Origin of the sequence: Streptomyces sp. 2P-4 (assembly GCF_030167965.1) — a bacterium.
GTDB classification, from domain to species: Bacteria; Actinomycetota; Actinomycetes; order Streptomycetales; family Streptomycetaceae; genus Streptomyces; species Streptomyces globosus_A.
In genome coordinates this window covers 3,529,955-3,547,435 of sequence record NZ_CP095011.1, presented here as the reverse complement: position 1 = coordinate 3,547,435, position 17,481 = coordinate 3,529,955, and the positions used below count along the sequence as shown (strand labels likewise).

At 73.1% G+C, this 17,481-nt stretch carries 16 protein-coding genes; 9 read left to right on the top strand and 7 right to left on the bottom strand.

From position 1 onward, the window contains the following. Nucleotides 1-31: 31 nt before the first annotated feature. Nucleotides 32-925 carry a pirin family protein gene (locus MUK52_RS15550; protein ID WP_284577157.1) on the bottom strand — a complete coding sequence of 298 codons (894 nt, stop codon included), beginning with the start codon at nucleotides 923-925 and terminating at the stop codon, nucleotides 32-34. A 244-nt stretch (nucleotides 926-1,169) separates the two neighbouring features. Here MUK52_RS15550 and MUK52_RS15545 point away from each other — a divergent pair, with 244 nt between their 5' ends. Next, on the top strand, nucleotides 1,170-1,748 hold the full coding sequence (locus tag MUK52_RS15545; RefSeq protein ID WP_114053353.1) for an NADPH-dependent FMN reductase: 579 nt from the start codon (nucleotides 1,170-1,172) through the stop codon (nucleotides 1,746-1,748). A gap of 270 nt (nucleotides 1,749-2,018) precedes the next feature. Here the strand turns inward: MUK52_RS15545 and MUK52_RS15540 are convergent, their stop codons facing one another. Next, nucleotides 2,019-3,077, bottom strand: a complete 1,059-nt coding sequence (locus tag MUK52_RS15540; protein WP_284577154.1) for a methyltransferase domain-containing protein — start codon at nucleotides 3,075-3,077, stop codon at nucleotides 2,019-2,021. A 107-nt stretch (nucleotides 3,078-3,184) separates the two neighbouring features. Next, a complete protein-coding gene (locus MUK52_RS15535; protein WP_174250325.1) occupies nucleotides 3,185-3,337 on the bottom strand; it encodes a hypothetical protein in 153 nt (50 codons plus the stop codon). Between the two features lie 370 nt (nucleotides 3,338-3,707). Between MUK52_RS15535 and MUK52_RS15530 the strand changes: the two genes are divergently transcribed. The 4 genes from MUK52_RS15530 (at nucleotide 3,708) to MUK52_RS15515 (ending at nucleotide 9,299) form a co-directional block, all read left to right on the top strand. Further along, nucleotides 3,708-4,562: a helix-turn-helix domain-containing protein gene (locus MUK52_RS15530; protein WP_284577152.1), complete on the top strand. Its 855-nt coding sequence runs from the start codon at nucleotides 3,708-3,710 to the stop codon at nucleotides 4,560-4,562. A 79-nt stretch (nucleotides 4,563-4,641) separates the two neighbouring features. Further along, complete coding sequence (locus tag MUK52_RS15525; protein ID WP_114053355.1) at nucleotides 4,642-5,625, top strand: NADPH:quinone reductase; 984 nt, start codon at nucleotides 4,642-4,644, stop codon at nucleotides 5,623-5,625. Nucleotides 5,626-5,776: 151 nt separating this feature from the next. Further along, nucleotides 5,777-7,270: an MFS transporter gene (locus MUK52_RS15520; protein WP_284577150.1), complete on the top strand. Its 1,494-nt coding sequence runs from the start codon at nucleotides 5,777-5,779 to the stop codon at nucleotides 7,268-7,270. 133 nt (nucleotides 7,271-7,403) lie between these two features. Beyond that, entirely contained in the window at nucleotides 7,404-9,299 is a 1,896-nt protein-coding gene (locus tag MUK52_RS15515) for a C1 family peptidase (protein WP_284577148.1), read from the top strand. Between the two features lie 83 nt (nucleotides 9,300-9,382). On the opposite strand, the gene MUK52_RS15510 is transcribed toward MUK52_RS15515, so the two are convergent. After that, nucleotides 9,383-10,564 carry a DUF418 domain-containing protein gene (locus tag MUK52_RS15510; RefSeq protein WP_114053358.1) on the bottom strand — a complete coding sequence of 394 codons (1,182 nt, stop codon included), beginning with the start codon at nucleotides 10,562-10,564 and terminating at the stop codon, nucleotides 9,383-9,385. Nucleotides 10,565-10,712: 148 nt separating this feature from the next. Here MUK52_RS15510 and MUK52_RS15505 point away from each other — a divergent pair, with 148 nt between their 5' ends. Both MUK52_RS15505 and MUK52_RS15500 read left to right on the top strand, forming a co-directional pair. After that, complete coding sequence (locus MUK52_RS15505) at nucleotides 10,713-11,417, top strand: GntR family transcriptional regulator (protein WP_284577144.1); 705 nt, start codon at nucleotides 10,713-10,715, stop codon at nucleotides 11,415-11,417. Continuing rightward, nucleotides 11,414-12,781: an MFS transporter gene (locus MUK52_RS15500; protein ID WP_284577142.1), complete on the top strand. Its 1,368-nt coding sequence runs from the start codon at nucleotides 11,414-11,416 to the stop codon at nucleotides 12,779-12,781. Before MUK52_RS15505 ends, MUK52_RS15500 begins: the two co-directional genes overlap by 4 nt. Here MUK52_RS15500 and MUK52_RS15495 read toward each other — a convergent pair. Further along, entirely contained in the window at nucleotides 12,771-13,601 is an 831-nt protein-coding gene (locus MUK52_RS15495; RefSeq protein WP_284577140.1) for a maleylpyruvate isomerase family mycothiol-dependent enzyme, read from the bottom strand. The genes MUK52_RS15500 and MUK52_RS15495 overlap by 11 nt on opposite strands. Nucleotides 13,602-13,749: 148 nt before the next feature. Between MUK52_RS15495 and MUK52_RS15490 the strand changes: the two genes are divergently transcribed. Both MUK52_RS15490 and MUK52_RS15485 read left to right on the top strand, forming a co-directional pair. Beyond that, nucleotides 13,750-14,523, top strand: a complete 774-nt coding sequence (locus MUK52_RS15490) for a carbon-nitrogen family hydrolase (RefSeq protein WP_114053361.1) — start codon at nucleotides 13,750-13,752, stop codon at nucleotides 14,521-14,523. Nucleotides 14,524-14,578: 55 nt separating this feature from the next. Then, entirely contained in the window at nucleotides 14,579-15,385 is an 807-nt protein-coding gene (locus MUK52_RS15485) for a hypothetical protein (RefSeq protein WP_114053362.1), read from the top strand. Between the two features lie 155 nt (nucleotides 15,386-15,540). On the opposite strand, the gene MUK52_RS15480 is transcribed toward MUK52_RS15485, so the two are convergent. After that, nucleotides 15,541-16,119 (bottom strand): hypothetical protein, encoded by a 579-nt coding sequence (locus tag MUK52_RS15480; protein WP_284577136.1) that lies wholly within the window; start codon nucleotides 16,117-16,119, stop codon nucleotides 15,541-15,543. Nucleotides 16,120-16,483: 364 nt separating this feature from the next. Next, on the bottom strand, nucleotides 16,484-17,263 hold the full coding sequence (locus MUK52_RS15475; RefSeq protein WP_284577134.1) for a helix-turn-helix domain-containing protein: 780 nt from the start codon (nucleotides 17,261-17,263) through the stop codon (nucleotides 16,484-16,486). Nucleotides 17,264-17,481: the final 218 nt, after the last annotated feature.

Genomic DNA, 17,481 nt, shown 5'->3' with positions numbered 1-17,481 from the left:
GGTTCCGCGTACGGCGGGGCGGGCTCGGGCGTCAGCTGTCGTAGCGGCCGAGGCGGTCGCAGGCGTAGTCGTCGAAGGCCTGCTCGATCTCCTCGGCGCTGTTCATGACGAACGGCCCGCTGCGGACGACCGGTTCGCCGATCGGCAGGCCGCTCAGGAAGAGCAGGTCGGCGCCGACCGGCCCGCCCGCGAGCCGTACGGCCCCGCCGTCGTCCGCGAGGACGGCCAGGTCGCCGTCGAAGACCTCTGCCGTGCCCACGGCGCCGCTGCCGGAGAGCACGTACACCGCCGTGTTCCATCCCGCGGGCGCGGGCAGGCGGGCGCTCTCGCCCGGCGCGAGGCAGGCGTGGACGACGGTCACGGGCGTCGGCGTCCCGACCGGTCCGGCCACGCCCAGCGCCGTGCCGGCGATCACCTTGAACCAGGAGCCGTCGAGCCTGCGCACGACCGGGATCCGGTCCGCCGCCAGGTGCTCGGCGCGCGGCCGGGCCCCCTTGTGCGCGGCGGGCACGTTCACCCACAGCTGGAGGTGGTGCTGGAGGCCTCCCGCCTCCAGGAGCGCCGGCGTCGGCTCCACCGAGTGGACGACGCCGGCGGCGGCGGTCAGTCGGTGCACGTCCCCCGGGGCGAGGGCGGCGTGCGAGCCGGTCGAGTCGGCGCACTCCAGGGCCCCCTCCAGGACGTAGGTGAGGGTCTCGAAGCCGCGGTACGGGCGGTCGGGCGCTCCCTTGGCCTCGCCCGGCCCGAGATGCGCCGGGCCCGCCTGGTCGACCGTCAGGAAGGGGTCGAGGAAGGGGATCTGCGGCGTCGGAAACGCGCGGCGGACCGGGTACCCCTCGCCCTCCAGCGTGTGGAGCGGCTGCAGGACGTCGGCCACCGAGCGGATCGCGGTGGCCGCGGTGACGGCGGAACCCAGGGTGGTCATGATGCCTTCTCTCGTCGTGTGTACGGGGTCGTCCCTCCCATTGCAGTGAACTATACAGTTCAGTTCAGTTGAGGCAAGGTTCTCGGCAACTGACAGATACCGACGGGCCCTGTTGTCCCGCGGGTGCGCCCCCGCCCACACTCCTGCCATCCCCACCGACGCCCACCACGCACTCGCAGGGGCATGCGGACGGCCCCGGCCGCCCCCGCCGTGCGCTGCGCATGCCCCTGCGGAAGGACAGCCCATGACCGATCTCAGGATCCTCGCCATCTCCGGCAGCCTGCGCGCGGCCTCGTACAACAGCGCCCTCGTGCGCGCCGCCCGGAAGTTCGCCCCGGGAGGCCTGGACATCGAGGTCTACGAGGGCCTGCGGGACATCCCGCCGTACGACGGCGACGTGGAAGCCGAGGCGCTGCCGGAGTCCGTCGCCGACCTGCGGCGCCGCATCACCGAGGCCGACGGCCTGTTCATCGCCACCCCCGAGTACAACTACGGCATTCCCGGCGTGCTCAAGAACGCCCTGGACTGGGCGAGCCGCCCCGCCCTCGACTCCTCCCTCACCGGCAAGCCCATCGCCATCGCCGGCGCCGCCCCCACGAACTTCGGCACCGTCCGCGCGCAACTGGCCCTGCGCCAGATGTTCCTGTGGACGGACTCCCGGGTCGTCGTCAAGCCGGAGCTCCAGATCTTCCGCGCCCACGAGCGCTTCGACCAGGCCAACAACCTCACCGACGCCACCACCGTCGAAATCCTGCAGGAGCTGCTCGCCGCGCTCGCCACGAAGATCCGCGAAACCCGCGCACTCGCCTCCAACACGCTCTGACCCCGACCCCGACCCGCTCACCCCATCCCCCGGCGGACCGGCAGCACCCACCCCACCCTCACCTGCCGGTCCGCCCCCCAAGCCGGAGACCGCCGCTCCGCTGCTCCACACCCCCCCTTCCGAAGGGCCGCCCACCACCCCCGTGGCGGCCCTTCGGCGTGCCCGGACTCTGTAGGGGTCCGGCTCCTGCGGGGAGTTGACGAAGCCGCGTTCGTGCAGTGTTCCGCGCATGCGCCATGGGCCGGTGCACAGACGGGGCGTGCGGCGTAATCAGCCCGCTGAGGGGACAGGGTGGTCCGGGGAGTCCAGCCAGGCCCGCTCCCCGTCGCTGTCCACGGTCAGGCCGAACCGATCGAAGCCCGGCCGCCCCTGGCCCTCCCACCAGTGGTAGGCGGCTTCCGTCTCGTCCCACAGCCTTCGCGGGCCGGACTGCACCACTGCGAAGGAGTCGGCCCCCGGCACGTAGTCGGCGGACGCCCACGAGTGCGTGTCGGTGCTGTAGGTCCACAGCGTGTACGTGCCGTCGTCGTAGCGCTCCACAGACCAGAACGCCCCAGGCATCTGAAGCCCGATGGCGAACTGTTCCACCCACCCGCCCACGTCGGCCGGTGACAGGTCGGTGGTTCTGCCGGCGCCATCCGCAGGCCACGTGCGGCCCTTGAGGTAGGCACCGTGCGGGGGCCGGTCTGCCCGCTGCTGCCGCAGGCGCATGAAAGCACTGGAGCGCGTGAACCGCCCGGCGGCCGTTCCACACCGCACGGTCAGTCGGACGATCGCCTCACCGCCGTACAGCGTTCCCCACGGCGTCACGATCAGCCCACCGGTCGCGGTCTGCTCCACCCACGCTCCGGGAACCTCCCGGACCGAGCACGTCGCGATGACGCGGTCGTACGGAGATCCTCCCGGGTGCCCCTTCCGGCCGTCGCCCACGACCAGTCGAGGGGACAGTCCGGCGTTGCGCAGGTTCTCCCCGGCCCTCTCGGCGATGCCTGGGTCGAACTCGACAGAGACGACGTTCTCGTCGCCGAGCCGGTGGGCAAGCAGCCCCGCGTTCCACCCGGTCCCGGTGCCGATCTCCAGGACCCTGTGCCCGTCCCCCACGTCGAGATCCGCCAGCATGGAGAACACCATGTGGGGCTGGGAACTGGAGCTGGACGGTGTCTTGCCAATCCCGTCCCCGGTGTGGCTGCCGTCGTCCCACTGAGTGGTCAGCGGGATATCGGCGTACACCGCCCTGAACCAGCCTTCCGGGTCCTTCGTGCGATCCACCACGGGGGACTGCCGGGTTCCGTCCGCGATACCGGGCCAGATGCGGTCGGGAACGAACATGTCCCTCGGGACTGCTCTGAAGGCAGGCAGCCAGTCGGGTGGCAAGGCGCCCGAAGCAATGAGCGCGGAGGCGAGCCCCGAAGGGCCCACCTCTTCGGTGCGTGTCGTCACCGTGCCTGCTTGCCCGTCGTGGGACCGGAGCCGTCCGACGTGTTGCCGCCCTCGTCCGAGCCGCCCCCGCCGTGCCTGGCCCCGCTACTGCTGTCGTCCTGCTGACTGCCGCCCTGGCCGCTTCCGGTGCCGCCGCCGTGCTTGGGCATCCCATGCTCCTTCACTCGTGATGGTTGGTCGTTTGCACTCGCCGACCCGTCCTGGTGGGGCCGGGCTTTGGACGCTAGAGGGCGCGCGTGAGCCGACTCCACCAACTTGCGCGAGTTTGCACGCCACTTTGCCGTCGGCGGGCTTGACGGGAAAGGCCGTCATGGCGCTACGGTTTGCTGGGGTCGACCCGAACCCGACCTTGGGCACCGCCCCCACCGTCTGGGCTGACGCGGAAGCGGCAGGAATGGTGCTGCACAGGGTGGAAGTCAGCCCTCGCACTCCGCGCGTCCTTCCGTATGCGAGGAAGTCTGGCATCGGGCAATGCGGCACAGCGATCACGCGACCTGAGTCCAACCGGCGGCCAAATTCATGTCATCCACTTCACCGAAAGCCCAAGCAGCCAGGGAAGCCGTAGCAATTCGGCTGCGGGAAATCAGGCTCGACGCAGGGATAACGGCCCGAGAGTTGGCTGCCCGGTGTGGGTGGAGTGAGTCGAAGTCGTCGCGGATCGAGCACGCCAAGACGCCACCCAGCGATGCGGACATAAGATCCTGGTGCGCGGCATGCGGGGTGCCGGGGCTTGCCGATGACCTGATCGCCTCCAACCGGCAAGCCGATTCCATGTATGTCCAGTGGAAGCGCCTCCAGCGGACCGGGCTGAGGCGGCTGCAGGAGTCGGGTGTACCCCTCTATGAGCAGACACGGCAATTCCATGTGTACTGCTCCAACGTGATTCCCGGCTTCTTTCAGACCCAAGAATATGCGACGGCTCTGCTGACCTCCATCGCCAGGTTCCGCGGAACACCGGACGATGTGACAGAAGCCGTGGCCGCGCGGTTCAAGCGATCGCATGTAATTCACGAAGGTGACCACAGATTCGCTGTCCTGATCGAAGAGTCGGTCCTGCGGTACCGGATTGGCGGCACGGAAGCAATGGCTGCGCAGCTGGGCCATCTACTGTCCGTGATGGCGCTGCCTTCCGTCTCACTGGGAATCATACCGTTCACGGCGCCCCGGCCGGCATGGCCGCTGGAAACGTTCACCGTATTCGACCGTCAGCGGGTTCACGTGGAAACCTTGTCGGCAGCCATCAAGGAAACACAGCCGAGTGACGTGGCGCTGTACCTGAAAGCGTTCGACAACCTGAAACAGGCTGCATCGTACGGCCCGGACGCTCGCGCGCTCATTGCGTCGGCAATCGGCCTGCTGGACTCCCGGGACTGAAGGCCTGCACCCGAGGGGAGTTGACGAAGCCGCGTTCGTGCAGTGTTCCGGCTTGCCTCCGCCTTGCGAGGATCGGGCCATGCGTGCAGCCTTCATCCAGGAACTGGGCCCCGCCGAGAACATTCGCTACGGCGAGATCGACCCGCCGGTACCGGGCCCGACCGACGTGCTCGTCGACGTCGAGGCGGTCTCCGTCAACCCGGTCGACACCTTCGTGAGGTCGGGGCTCTTCCGCACCCCCGTCGACTTCCCGTTCGCCGTGAGCCGCGACCTCGTCGGCACCGTCGTCTCCGCCGGCCCCGGCGCCCCCGGCTTCGCCCCCGGCGACCGCGTCTGGTGCAACAGCCTGGGGCACGGCGGACGCCAGGGCGCCGCCGCCGAGCAGGCCGTCGTCCCCGTCGACCGGCTCTACCACCTGCCGCCCGGCGTCGACGCCGCCGAGGCCGTGGCCGTCGTGCACCCCGCGGGCACCGCCTACCTGGCGCTGTTCACCCACGGCCGGGTGCGCCCCGGCGAGACCGTCCTCGTCGCCGGCGCCGGGGGGAACGTGGGCAGCGCCCTGGTCGCCATGGCCGTCGAGGCGGGCGCCCGGGTCGTCGCCACCGCCGCCGCCCGCGACGCGGACCACTGCCGGTCCCTCGGCGCCGCCGAGGTGCTCGACTACCGCGACCCGGACCTCACGGCCCGCATCCGCGAGTGCAGCCCCGCCGGGATCGACGTCCACATCGACACCTCCGGGCGGAACGACCTGGCCGCCGCCGTCGACGTGCTGGCCCCGCGCGGCCGCATCGTGCTCCTCGCCGGCGCCCGTTCGCAGCCCGTGCTGCCCGCCGGGCCGCTCTACATGAAGGACGGCTCCGTCGTCGGCTTCGTCATCTCCCACGCCACCACCGCCGAACTCGCCGAAGCCGCCGTCGCGATCAACCGCCTGGTGGGCAGCGGCAGGCTGCGCGCCCGCTCCGTCGAGCGCGTCCCGCTGTCCGAGGCCGCCCGCACCCACCGGCGCATCGAGGACGGCGAGCTCCACGGCAGCCGCGTCGTCCTGCTGCCCAAGGAGTCCTGACGGCCGGACGGGCCCCACCCGGCCCGCCGACGGGGGCGCGGGCCCGCACGCACCGCGCCCCCGGGCCCGCGTCCCGTACGCCGCCGGGCCGACCTGACGCACTGACCGGCGGCCCGGCGCGACCCCCGCCGCCCGCTGCGAGACTCGCGCCATGGACCATCCCCCGCAGCCCGCGTCCGCGCCCGCGCCCGCGTCCGCGCCGCGGCGGACCGGCTGGGCGCCCTTTGCGCTGCTGGCCTCCGTGCAACTGCTGCTCAACGCCTCGGTGTCGGTGACGTTCGCCGCCGGGCCGGCCATGGCGCGGGAGCTCGGCCTCGGCCGCATCGACCTGGTCCTCGACAGCTCCGCCTACGGGCTCGCCTTCAGCGGGCTCCTCCTGCTCGGCGGGCGCCTGGCCGACCGGACCGGCCCGCGCCGCCTGTTCTGCCGGGGCACCGCCCTGTTCGCCGCCGCCTCGCTGGCCGCGGCCCTCGCCCCCGCCCCGCCGTTCGTCCTCGGCGCCCGCTTCCTCCAGGGCTGCGGCGCCGCCCTGGCCGCCCCCGCCGCCATGGCCCTGCTGAGGGCCGTCTACCCCGAGGGCCCCGCCCGCTCCGCTGCCCTGGCCCGCTGGGGGCTGCTGAGCAGCCTGGGCGCCGCTGCCGGCATCGTCCTCAGCGGGCTCCTCACCTCCTGGCCGGGCTGGCGCTGGAGCTTCGGCGTGCTCGGGGCCGTCGCCGCCGCGGCCCTGGCCCTCGCGCCGCGCTTCCTGCCGGACGGGCCCGCGCCCGTACGGGTCCCCCCGGACCTGCCGGGTGCCGCCCTCGGCACGCTCGCCCTGTGCTCCCTCGGCTACGGCCTCGTCATGGCCGGCCCGCACGGCTGGACCGCCGCCGCCGTCCTCGGCCCGCTCGCGCTCGGGGCGGTGCTGCTTGCCGCGTTCGCCGCCGCCCAGCGGCGGTCCCCCGCCCCGCTGCTGCCGCCCGGCTTCCTCGCCTCCCGCCGCAGGGCGACGGCCCTGGTGTGCGCGCTGCTCGGCCCGGCGATCGGCGCGAGCACCGCCTTCCTCCTGGCGCTGTGGTTCCAGCAGGAGCGCGGCTGGTCCGGGCTGCAGAACGCCCTCGCGTTCGTCCCGTACAGCGCGGTCCTGGTCGGTGTCGGATTCGCCGCGGGGCGCACCGTCGCCCGTTTCGGGGTGCGCACCGTCGCGGCGGGCGGGCTCGCCGCCATCGCCGCGGGGCTGTTCCTGATCGGTGCCGCGGGGCTGCGTACGGGCTCCGAGGCCGCGGTCCTCGCCGGGCTGGCGGTCCTCGCGGCCGGCAGCGGCACCCTCGTCTCCGCGGCCGTCGTCGGCGCCGTCGGCACCGTCCCGGACGGCCAGTCCGCGCTGGCCGGGGCGGTCGTCAACACGGCGATCCTGGCCGGCCCCACCGCCAGCCTCGCCCTGACCACCTCCGCCGCCGAGGCCCGCACCGCCGCCCTGCTCGCCGCGGGCGACCCGCACGCCGCGACCGGCGGGTACGCCTTCGCCTTCGAGGCGGCCTGCGCCGTGTTCCTCCTGGCCGTCCCCTGGGCCCTGTACGGGCTCCGCCCCGATCGCCGCCCGCGGCCGGCCGACCACGTCCCCGCCCCCGCGGAGGCCCCCGTACGCCCCACCACCCCGGCCTGACCGGGGGCGCGCGCCGGGCACCCGGCGTACGACCCCCGTGCGTCCGCGCGACCGCGCGGGCTCCCTTGACGCGGCCCGGCCGCGGGGGGACGCTCCCGGGTCTTGTACGCAGCGCAGCAGCCGGGGGGCCGCCATGCCGGAGCAGTCGAACGGGTCCGCCCGCACCGCGGGGGAGCTGCGGGCGAGGCTCGCCTCGCTCGGGGCCCGCTGGACGGTGCTGGAGCACCTCGCCGACGGAGAACCGCTGCCGCGGCCGCCGCTCGGCCTGGATCCCGGGGCGAAGCCGACGACCGCCGCCGAGGCCGGAGCCGTCGACCTGCGCGCCCTCGCCGGCCGGCCGAGCGCAAACCCGCACCTGACCCGGCGCCGAGCCGCGCACGGCCTGCTCGGCCCCGGCCGCGGCCCGCTGCCCGGGGCGCGCCCGGCCGCGGTCGACTGGCGCGGCCGCTGGGGCCGGCCGTGGCTGACGAAGGTCAAGGACCAGTCGCCGTGCAGCTCCTGCGGGGCGTTCGGCGCGGCCGGCCTGGTCGAGTCGATGGCGCGGATCGAGCACTGCGTGTGGGCGGAGCGCTCCCCGGGCGACGTCCACGACGGGCTGCGCCTCGCCTGCGGGCAGGGCTCCGGCCCGGAGACGGCGCTCGACTGGATCCGGGAGAACGGCGGCATCGCCGACCCGGACTGCTGGCCGTACTCCCCGCCCCCGCCGTCCGTGCCCGCCGACCGGCGGGGCGCCTGGCGGGCCGAGTACACCCCGAGTTGGGACCGGTCGGGCCGGACCGTCCGCATCGGCGGGTACGTCCGCCTCGGCGACGTCGAGCAGCAGAAGGTCTGGCTCGACACCGTCGGCCCGCTCACCGCCTGCCTCGACGTGGACGACGACTTCCCGGCGCTCGGCGCGGGCGTCTACCACCGCACCGGCGGCCGCCCCGCCGGCGGGCACTGCGTCCTGGTCGTCGGCTACGACGACGCCGCCGGCTGCTGGCTGTTCAAGAACTCGTGGGGGCCGCGCCACCACGTCGGCGGGTACGGCCGGATCGCGTACGGGGAGTCCGGCGTCGACCACTGGGCCAAGTGCGGGCTGGCCGGCACCGACGTCGACCCGTGGTCCAGGCGCCGCCTGCACTCCGGCAACGTCTACGAGAGCGGCAACGGGCGCGCCCACCGCAACTTCGAGATGGTCGCCGCCTCCGGCGGCCGCCTGCGGCACTGGTGGCGGGAGGGCGACGCCCCCTTCCCGTGGGCCCGCGCCGCCGCGTTCGCGTGGGACGCCTCCGGCCAGCCCGCCGTCACCGGCTCCACCTACAACCGCAACATGGAGACCCTGCACGTGACGACCGGCGGCCGGCTGCGCCACTGGTACTTCGAGCAGTCCGCCGGATCGTGGCGCGACGGCGGCGCGTTCGGCCCCGGCGACGCCGCGGTCGGCTCCACCCCGGCGTTCATCCAGAGCGACTACGGCAAGCCCGGCAACTTCGAGGTCGTCGTCCGCACCGCCGACGGCCGCCTGAACCACTGGTGGCGGATCAACGGCGCCCCCTGGACGTGGAACGACGGCGGCCGCTTCGCCTCCGGCATCGCCCACTGCGGGCCCGCCCTCGTCCAGACCCGCAGCCGCTGCCTGGACCTCGTCGCCGCGCGCACGGACGGCCGGATGCAGCGGTGGTGGCGCGACGACCCGAACGGCTTCGCCTGGCGGCCCGGCGAGGTCTTCGGCAGCGCCGCCGCCTCCGCCCCCTGCATGATCGAGAGCCAGGACGGGGCCGCCGACGAGGACACCGCCGGCACGTACGAGCTGTGCGTCGCCGTCGCCGGCGGCCGCGTCGAGCACTGGCGGCGCAGCGCCGCCGCCGGGTCCGCATGGAGCCGCAGCGCCGTCTTCGGGCACGGCGTGCAGGCCGTCACCGGGATGCTCCAGGGCAGCTTCGGCTTCAACCTGGAGGCCGTCGTCCTGCGCACCGACCGCCGCCTCCAGCACTACTGGCGGGACGGGGCGGGCTGGCACGAGGGGCGGGTGATCGGCGCCGCCTGAGCGCCCCGCGCCGCCCCGGGCCGCCCCGGGGCCGTACGGGGCCCCGTCCCGGCGGGGCGCGGGCCGGGCCCGGCGGCCGCCGGTCAGGCCCGGCGCCGACCGGTCAGCCGGTGCTGCACCGCCTCCAGCGGGCCCCGGTCGAAGCGCCGCAGCCACAGCACGGACCCGGCCGCCAGCGCCGTCGACACCGCCGCCCACAGCCCCATCACCCACCAGGGACCGGTCCCGGCGAGCCGGCCGGCGAGGCCCAGCCCGAAGCCGTAGCAGACCAGCATGCACAGCACGTTCTGGCCGACGTACGCGGACAGCGCGGTCCGTCCGATCGCGCCGAGCGCGGCCGCCCCGGGGAGGGCGAAGCGGTCGAGGGCCCAGCCGATGAGGCCGATGTAGCCGACCGCGACGAGCGGCGCGACGGCGTAGCGCCCGAGGAAGAAGAAGTCGTCCCCGCCGAGCCAGACGGCCGCCCCGAGCGGCAGGCCCGCCCCGAGGCCCCAGCGGGCCATCCGGACGCGGATCCGGCGCCCGGCGCCGGTGGGCGCGAACGCGCCGGCCCGGTAGAGGCGCACGCCCAGCAGGAAGAGGAAGAGGAGCAGGCCGAAGGTGGCGACGGGCTCGATGCGCAGCGCGAGGGCGTTGTCGAGGCGGAAGCGGACCTGGTCGGCCCAACTGCCGTCGGCGTACAGGGCGACGGCCTCCGGGTCGGGCTGTCGGTCCTTCCCGTCGGGGGAGGCCGCGAGGGCGAGGGTCAGCAGCCCGACGAGGAGGAGGTGCAGGCCGCCCGCCGTCCACATCACGGCGCTGCGCACCCGCTCGGAGCGGGCCAGCAGCCAGGCCGTCAGCAGCGCGGTGACGGCGTACCCCATCAGCACGTCCCAGGCGAAGACGAGCACGAAGTGGACGGTTCCCTCCAGGAACAGGAACGCCGCCCGCCGCGGGTACCGGCCCGGCCACGGCTCGCCGCGGCGCGCGGCGGAGTCGTACTGGATGGCCAGCCCCACGCCGAACAGGACGGTCAGGAGGGCGAGGAACTTGCCGTCGGCCAGGAAGCGGAACACGGACTCGGCGATGTTCGCCGCGGACGGGTCCGCGAGCGGATCGGGGGCGTCCAGACCGCCTTGGAGCACGCCCCACTCGGAGCCGGGCGCGGCGAAGATCCAGACGTTGGTCATGAGCGTGCCGAGGATGGCGGCGCCGCGCAGGACGTCCAGCAGCGGAAGCCGGGTCGCGGTCACACGGCTCCCCGGGAGGGTGGTGGTGTGTGCCATGGCTCCAGCCTCCCGGCGCGCCCGGCCCCGTACGTCGTGCAGGTGGACGAAGCGGGACTACATCCTTCGATGCAGCGGGGCCGGCCCGTTCTCGTCCGCATCATGGAACGCCATACGCATGTACGACACATGTATCTATGCTGTGCGCATGCCCGCCCCCGCCCCTGCTCCCGCCCCGGCCCCCGCACCCGCCGCCGACCCCGCGGTGGGCGCGGCGCCCGGCCCCAGCGCCGCCGACCGTGTCTACCGGCACGTCAAGGAGCACGTCCTGGACCGCCGCTACGAGGGCGGCACCCTGCTCACCGAGGGCGGCCTCGCCGCCGCCGTGGGCGTCTCCCGCACCCCGGTGCGCGAGGCGCTGCTGCGCCTCCAGGCGGAGGGGCTGCTCCGCCTGTACCCGAAGAAGGGCGCGCTGGTCCTGCCGGTCTCCGCGCAGGAGATCGCCGACGTCGTCGAAACCCGGCTGCTCGTCGAGGAGTTCACCGTCCGCCGTGCCGTCCCCGCGCCGCCCGCGCTGCTGGAGCGCCTGGAGGCGCTCCTCGGCGAGCAGCGCCGGCACGCCGCCGCCGGCGACGCCGCCGCGTTCTCCGCCGCCGACCGCGCCTTCCACGCGGAGATCGTCCGCGGCTCGGGCAACACCATCCTCTGCGGCCTGTACGACCAACTGCGCGACCGGCAGCTGCGGATGGGCACCGCCCTCCTGCACGACCGGCCCGACCGGGTGGAGCGCTCGCTGGCCGAGCACGCGGGCATCCTGGCCGCCCTGCGCGCCGGGGACGCGGACGCGGCGGCCGCCGCCGTACGGGCGCACGTGAGCCGCGTCGCGGAACTGGTGCGGGGGACCGGCCGGTGACCGGCCCCGCCGCAACTCCCGCCGCCGCACCCGCCCGCCTCCCCGCGGACCCCCCGGGCGGAAGGCGGGCGCTGGCCGTCTGGTCGATCGGCGTCGCCGTCTACTTCGTCGCCGTCATCTTCCGCACCAGCCTCGGCGTCGCCGGGCTGGAGGCCGCGGACCGCTTCCACGTCTCCGCGTCCGCCCTCTCCACCTTCTCCCTCCTCCAACTCCTCGTCTACGCCGGCATGCAGGTCCCCGTCGGCCTGATGGTGGACCGGCTCGGCACCAAGCGGGTGCTGACCCTGGGCGCGGCCCTCTTCACCGCCGGCCAGCTCGGCTTCGCGCTCGCGCCCTCGTACGAGTCGGCGCTCGCCGCCCGCGCCCTGCTGGGCTGCGGCGACGCCATGACCTTCATATCCGTCCTGCGGCTGGGCACCCGCTGGTTCCCCGCCCGCCGCGCACCGCTGATGGCGCAGCTCGCCGGCCTCGTCGGCATGGCCGGCAACCTCGTGTCCACCCTCGTCCTCGCGCCCGTCCTGCACGGGCTGGGCTGGGCGGCGGCCTTCGCGGGCAGCGCGGCCGCGGGCCTGGTGGTGCTCGTCCCGCTGGTGCTGTTCCTGCAGGACGGCCCGGAAGGCGCCGGGGCCGGCCCGGAGGCCGCCGCCGTGCCGGGCACCGGCCGCACCGGGTCCGCCCGCAGCCGGATCCGGGACTCCTGGCGCGAGCCCGGCACCCGCCTGGGCCTGTGGGTGCACTTCACCACCCAGTTCCCCGCGATGGTGTTCCTGCTGCTGTGGGGCATGCCGTTCCTCGTCGAGGCGCAGGGGCTGCCGCGGACGACCGCCGCCGGACTGCTCACCCTCATCGTCGCCTCGAACATGCTCTTCGGGCTGGTCTACGGCCAGGCCATAGGCCGCCGCCAGAGCGCCCGCGCCCCGCTCGCCCTCGGCACGGTCGCGCTCACCGCCGCCCTGTGGGCCGCTGTCCTCGCCGTGCCGGGCGGCCGCGCGCCGATGTGGCTGCTGGTCGCGCTGTGCACGGTGCTCGGGACGTGCGGGCCCGCCTCGATGATCGGCTTCGACTTCGCCCGCCCGGCGAACCCGGCCGAACGGCAGGGCACCGCCTCCGGCATCACCAACATGGGCGGCTTCCTCGCCTCGATGACCACCCTGCTCGCGATCGGCGTCCTGCTCGACACGACGGACGGCGACTACCGGGCCGCCTTCTCCTCGGTCTTCGCCGTGCAGCTCCTCGGCATCTCCCGGATCCTGCGGCTCCGCGGCCGCGCCCTGACCCGCGAACGCGAGCGCGAGCGCGAGCGGGAACGGGAACGGGAACGCGAGCGCACGGCGGCCGCGTCGCAGCCGGCTGCTACGGCGTGACGGCGAAGTTCGCCAGGATCGCGTCGGCCAGCTCCTGGTCGCCCTCGACCTTCAGCCGGTCGCCGACCGCGTGCGGCCGGACCCGGCCCGCCGCGAGGCGCACGTACGTCTCCCAGTCCATCGCCAGCGTGACCGCCGGGCCCAGCGAGGGCGTCGAGTCGATGCTGCCGCGCCCACCGCCGTCGACGCGCACCGTCCGCAGGAACTCCACCGGCCCGTGGACGTCCACCACGACCGCCGAGTTCGCCGGCGCGCCCGCCTTCTTCGCGACCACCTTCGGCAGCTCCGCCAGCATCAGGTCCCGCGCCACGTACGCGCCCGGCGAGTCCCAGTTGCCCGGCACGCCGAGCGCCGCCCGCAGGTCCTGCTCGTGGATCCACACGTCGAACGCCCGCAGCCGCAGCGCCAGCTCCAGCGTCACCTGGTCGCCCAGCGGCCCCCGCACGAGCGTGACCGGATCCCGCTTCTCGTTGCGCAGCTGCCGCGACCGTCTGATGAGCGTGTACTCCAGCTCCGAGGTCATCTCCGGCGCGGTGTGGTGCCGCCGGACGTCAACCTGGACCTCCATGTAGCGGGTGAACTCGTCCACCACGTGCCGCAGGTCCCGGGGCAGCGTGTGGATCGGCCGCGGGTCGCCGAGCATCTCGGTCTCGATGCCGATGACGTGCGAGACGATGTCCCGCACCGACCACCCGGGGCACGGTGTCGCCCGGTTCCACTCGCCCTCCGTCAGCGGGAGGACCAGCTCGGATATCGCCTCGACGGAGTGGGTCCACGCGTCGGCATAGGGCTGGAGGCTGGGATGCGGATGGACGGTCAAGGGGACCCCTCGCGAGCTGTTCGGTGGCGCGTTTTCCGGAAGCGGTGGACTGAATCCCAAACTACGCTGCCGGTGAGCACCCCGGCAGTGCTTTCGTGTGACGATCGTAGGCCCGAATCGGCGGCTTGAACGCCAGAACGGTGGTAGTGTGCGCGCCTCGCTCATCCAAATCGCGGTGTCCGACGGGGAGTCGGTGGCCCGCCGCCGGGCCCGCGCGGCCGATCTCGTACGGGAGCAGGCCGGCTCGGACCTCGTCGTGCTGCCCGAGCTGTGGACCGTAGGCGCCTTCGCCTACGAGCTGTTCGAGACCGAGGCCGAGCCGCTCGACGGCCCCACCTTCGAGGCGATGTCGAAGGCCGCGGCTGACGCGGGCGTCTGGCTGCACGCCGGCTCGATCGTCGAGCGCGCCGGCGACGGCTCCCTCTACAACACCGCGCTGACGATCTCCCCTGCGGGCGAGCTGGCCGCCACGTACCGCAAGATCCACCGCTTCGGGTTCGACCAGGGCGAGGCCGTGTTGATGGCGGCCGGCGACTCCCTGACGACCGTGGCCCTGCCGGAGCAGACCCTCGGCATCGCCACCTGCTACGACCTGCGCTTCCCGGAGCTCTTCCGCGGCCTCGTCGACGCCGGGGCGACGACGCTGGTCGTGGCCGCGGGCTGGCCGGCCCGCCGCCGCGCCCACTGGACCCTGCTGAACCGGGCCCGCGCCGTCGAGGACCAGTCGTACGTCCTGGCCTGCGCCCTGGCCGGCACCCACGCGGGCGTCGAACAGGCCGGCCACAGCCTGGCGGTGGACCCGTGGGGCGAGGTACTGGCCGAGGCGGGCCCGGAGGAGACCGTCCTCCACGTCGACCTGGACCCGGAGAAGGTCGCGGAGACCCGCGCCCAGTTCCCGGCCCTGAAGGACCGCCGCCTCTAGGGCCGGCGCGACGGCGGCCGGAGCCCCGGCCCGACCGCAGGACTAGGTTGGGGCCATGGCCCTGCTCTACGTAACCGACCTGGCGTACCCGGCGCGCGGACGCCGCTACGGCGACGAGGACGTCCACCTCACCTCCCGCCTGCGCGAGCACTTCGACCTGGCCCTGTGCCACCCCGGGGACGCCGCGGCCCTCCTCGCGCACGGCTTCGACGCGGCGGTCGTCCGCAACAGCGGCCCGGTGATCCACCACCGCGAGGAGTGGGACGCCTTCCGCGCAGCGGCCCGCGCCACCGGGACCCGGGTCTACAACCCGCTCACCGGCCGCGGCGACATGGCGGGCAAGCAGTACCTCCTGGACCTGACCGCAGCGGGCCTCCCGGTCATCCCGACGATCGACGACCCGGCCGACCTGCACCTTCTCCCGCGGTCCGCCGCGTACGCGGTCAAGCCGAAGGAGGGCGCGGACTCGATAGGCCTCCACTACACCCCCGCCCCCTCCCCCCGGCCGGGCACGCACCTGATCCAGCCCCGCATCGACTTCGCGTACGAGGTCTCCTTCTACTTCGTGGACGACACGTTCCAGTACGCCCTCCACGCCCCCGACCCGGACCGCCGCTGGGAGCTGGCCCCCTACGACCCGACCCCCGCGGACCTGGCCTTCGCCCGCACGTTCATCGAGTGGAACACCCTCGACCACGGCATCCAGCGCGTGGACGCCTGCCGCACCCCCGAGGGCGGCCTCCTCCTGGTCGAACTGGAAGACCTCAACCCCTACCTCTCCCTGGACCGCCTCCCCGCCCCCACCCGCACCGCGTTCACCACGGCCCTCGTCCACTCCCTCCACACCTTCCTGGAGGCCTGACGCGGGAGCGGGGCGCACACTGATCCGCCGCCCACGGGCGGATGGCAAGCCTGAAGGATCCGTCGCCGGTCGACCGGCGGAAAGCGGGCAGCAAGCACCACCTGGTCTGCCTCAAGAAGCACAACTCGTGATCGTGTTACGGGCTCTACGGAAGGTCAGACGACCACTTCCTTTTTGACCTTGGAAATGAACGTGTTGACCAAACTTTCACATTCTTGGACGGCCTCGACGAACTTTTCCCCGTTATACGGCTCATCGCCCTGGAATCCGTTGGAGAGCTGCAATGCGGCCTTGTCGCGAGCGGCAGACAGCTTCCGGGCGATGTCGCCTGCGCTCGGGGTGCCTACGAGGAGCACTGCCGTTTCAGTCTGCCAGGAGCGGCTATGGGCAGGAACGAATGACGCATTGTATTCGTCGAGAGCCGCTTGATGCGTTTTCGCGCTCGCCTTCTCGTCTTTCTCCAGGATCCACGCGTCCAGCATATTGGATACGCCAAGCGCCTTGCTTTGCCAGGTCTGATATTCGGAGACCAGGTCGACGTAACTCTTTCGGCGGATATCGGCTCGCCTCTCCTCGCGGGCGCGTTTTTGGGTATCTTCGTTCTGCTGGTAGACGAGAATGCTTCCAGCGATTCCGCCCAATGAGCCGATCAGGGTTCCGGCGATGCCGGCCAAGGCCACCCAGCGAGGGCCGGACGCGGCACGAGCAGTAGTCTCTTGTTCCGGGTTGCTCATCACAGGTCTACTTCCTACCCCCCCAGCACGAAAGCACAGCGTGATTGAGCTGGGGGAGTGAAAGGCCCGCGGGCAGGGTGCGGCCCGACCAGGGCGCCCCCCAAGAAGGGGGCGTCGCCCCATGGGTCCCCATGCGGGCGACGTCCCCTCGGCAGTGCCCTGGGTCGTCAGCTCACTGGAGCAGCCTTTGCCCTGCTCCACGAGTTCAAACGCCTCGCCGTCCGCTGAGTTTCGGGCCCACCGTGGCTCTGACCAGCGCATACCGATCGCCGAAGGCGCGAGAGCGGCACAGTTGACGCCCTGCAAAGCCCGCCGAAGACCCCACCCCGTGGGGTCTTCGGCCCATCAGGTGCCCCGTCGGATGTCACTCCGGCGGCTGGCTGTACCTCTGCAGCGTCGTCTTGCTCGTGGACCGGTCCACCAGCCGCAGTTCCCAGGGGCCGGTATTCACGTCGAAGTCCTTGCCGAAGCCGACCCACTTCCCGGCCATACGCCGCCCGGTCGGCTCGACCAGGAGTTGGATGGCCCCGTGGTAGCGGGCCCCGTTGTAGTGGCCGTCTGCGGCAGTCTGCTCGACCCACGTACCCGTGACCACGTTGCGATCGACAGTGAGATCCAGCGTGAGCGGGCTGTCCGGGTTGCTGCTCGCCCCGGGCAGGCTCTGAACGGTCAGCCGGTTCCCGTGCTGGACGATCACGACGTAGTGCTTGCCCTCGTACGAGTCGCCCCGGCTCGAAGAGAAGAACTCGTAGCGGCTGAGCCACACCCCCGAGAACGTCTCCTCACTCCCCTGCGCGGCGGGCTGCGCGCCTACAGCGGCCGATGTGAAACCGGTTGTAGGGGTCTCCATGTCATGTCCTCCCTTCCCGTCTGCGTGGACTCGTGCCGTCGGCACCGGCAGGGCGAACCCCAGTGCCTCGACCGGACGGCCAGTGACTCGTTCTAAGGCCCTGGCGTACACGCCCCGAGGCGTCTTGCTCGTGCCGGACTCCCAGCGCTGTACCAGCCGCTTGGAAGCCTCGTTTGGCTCCCCCAGTTCCGCACCTGCCCGGCGGAGCGCCTTGGCGAAGTCGTCTTGGCTCAATCGCAGGCCGATACGCACGGCCCGCAGCACATCATTCGGCACCACGGCGGTCGTCGTCATGACATCAAAGCTAGACCGAACAGCCATGTAATGACACCGGTTTGACGCCCTGGAGGACGTCATTGACACCCCACTGAGTGACGCCCAGGCGACGTCCGAAGTGTCGTCGTTCCGACCGACCGGCGGCGGGAACATCGCTTCACCAACCGGACCGGGTAAGCGGAAGGCCAACGATGACCATGACCGTGCGGGTGTCTCGCGACTCCGGCCAGACGTTC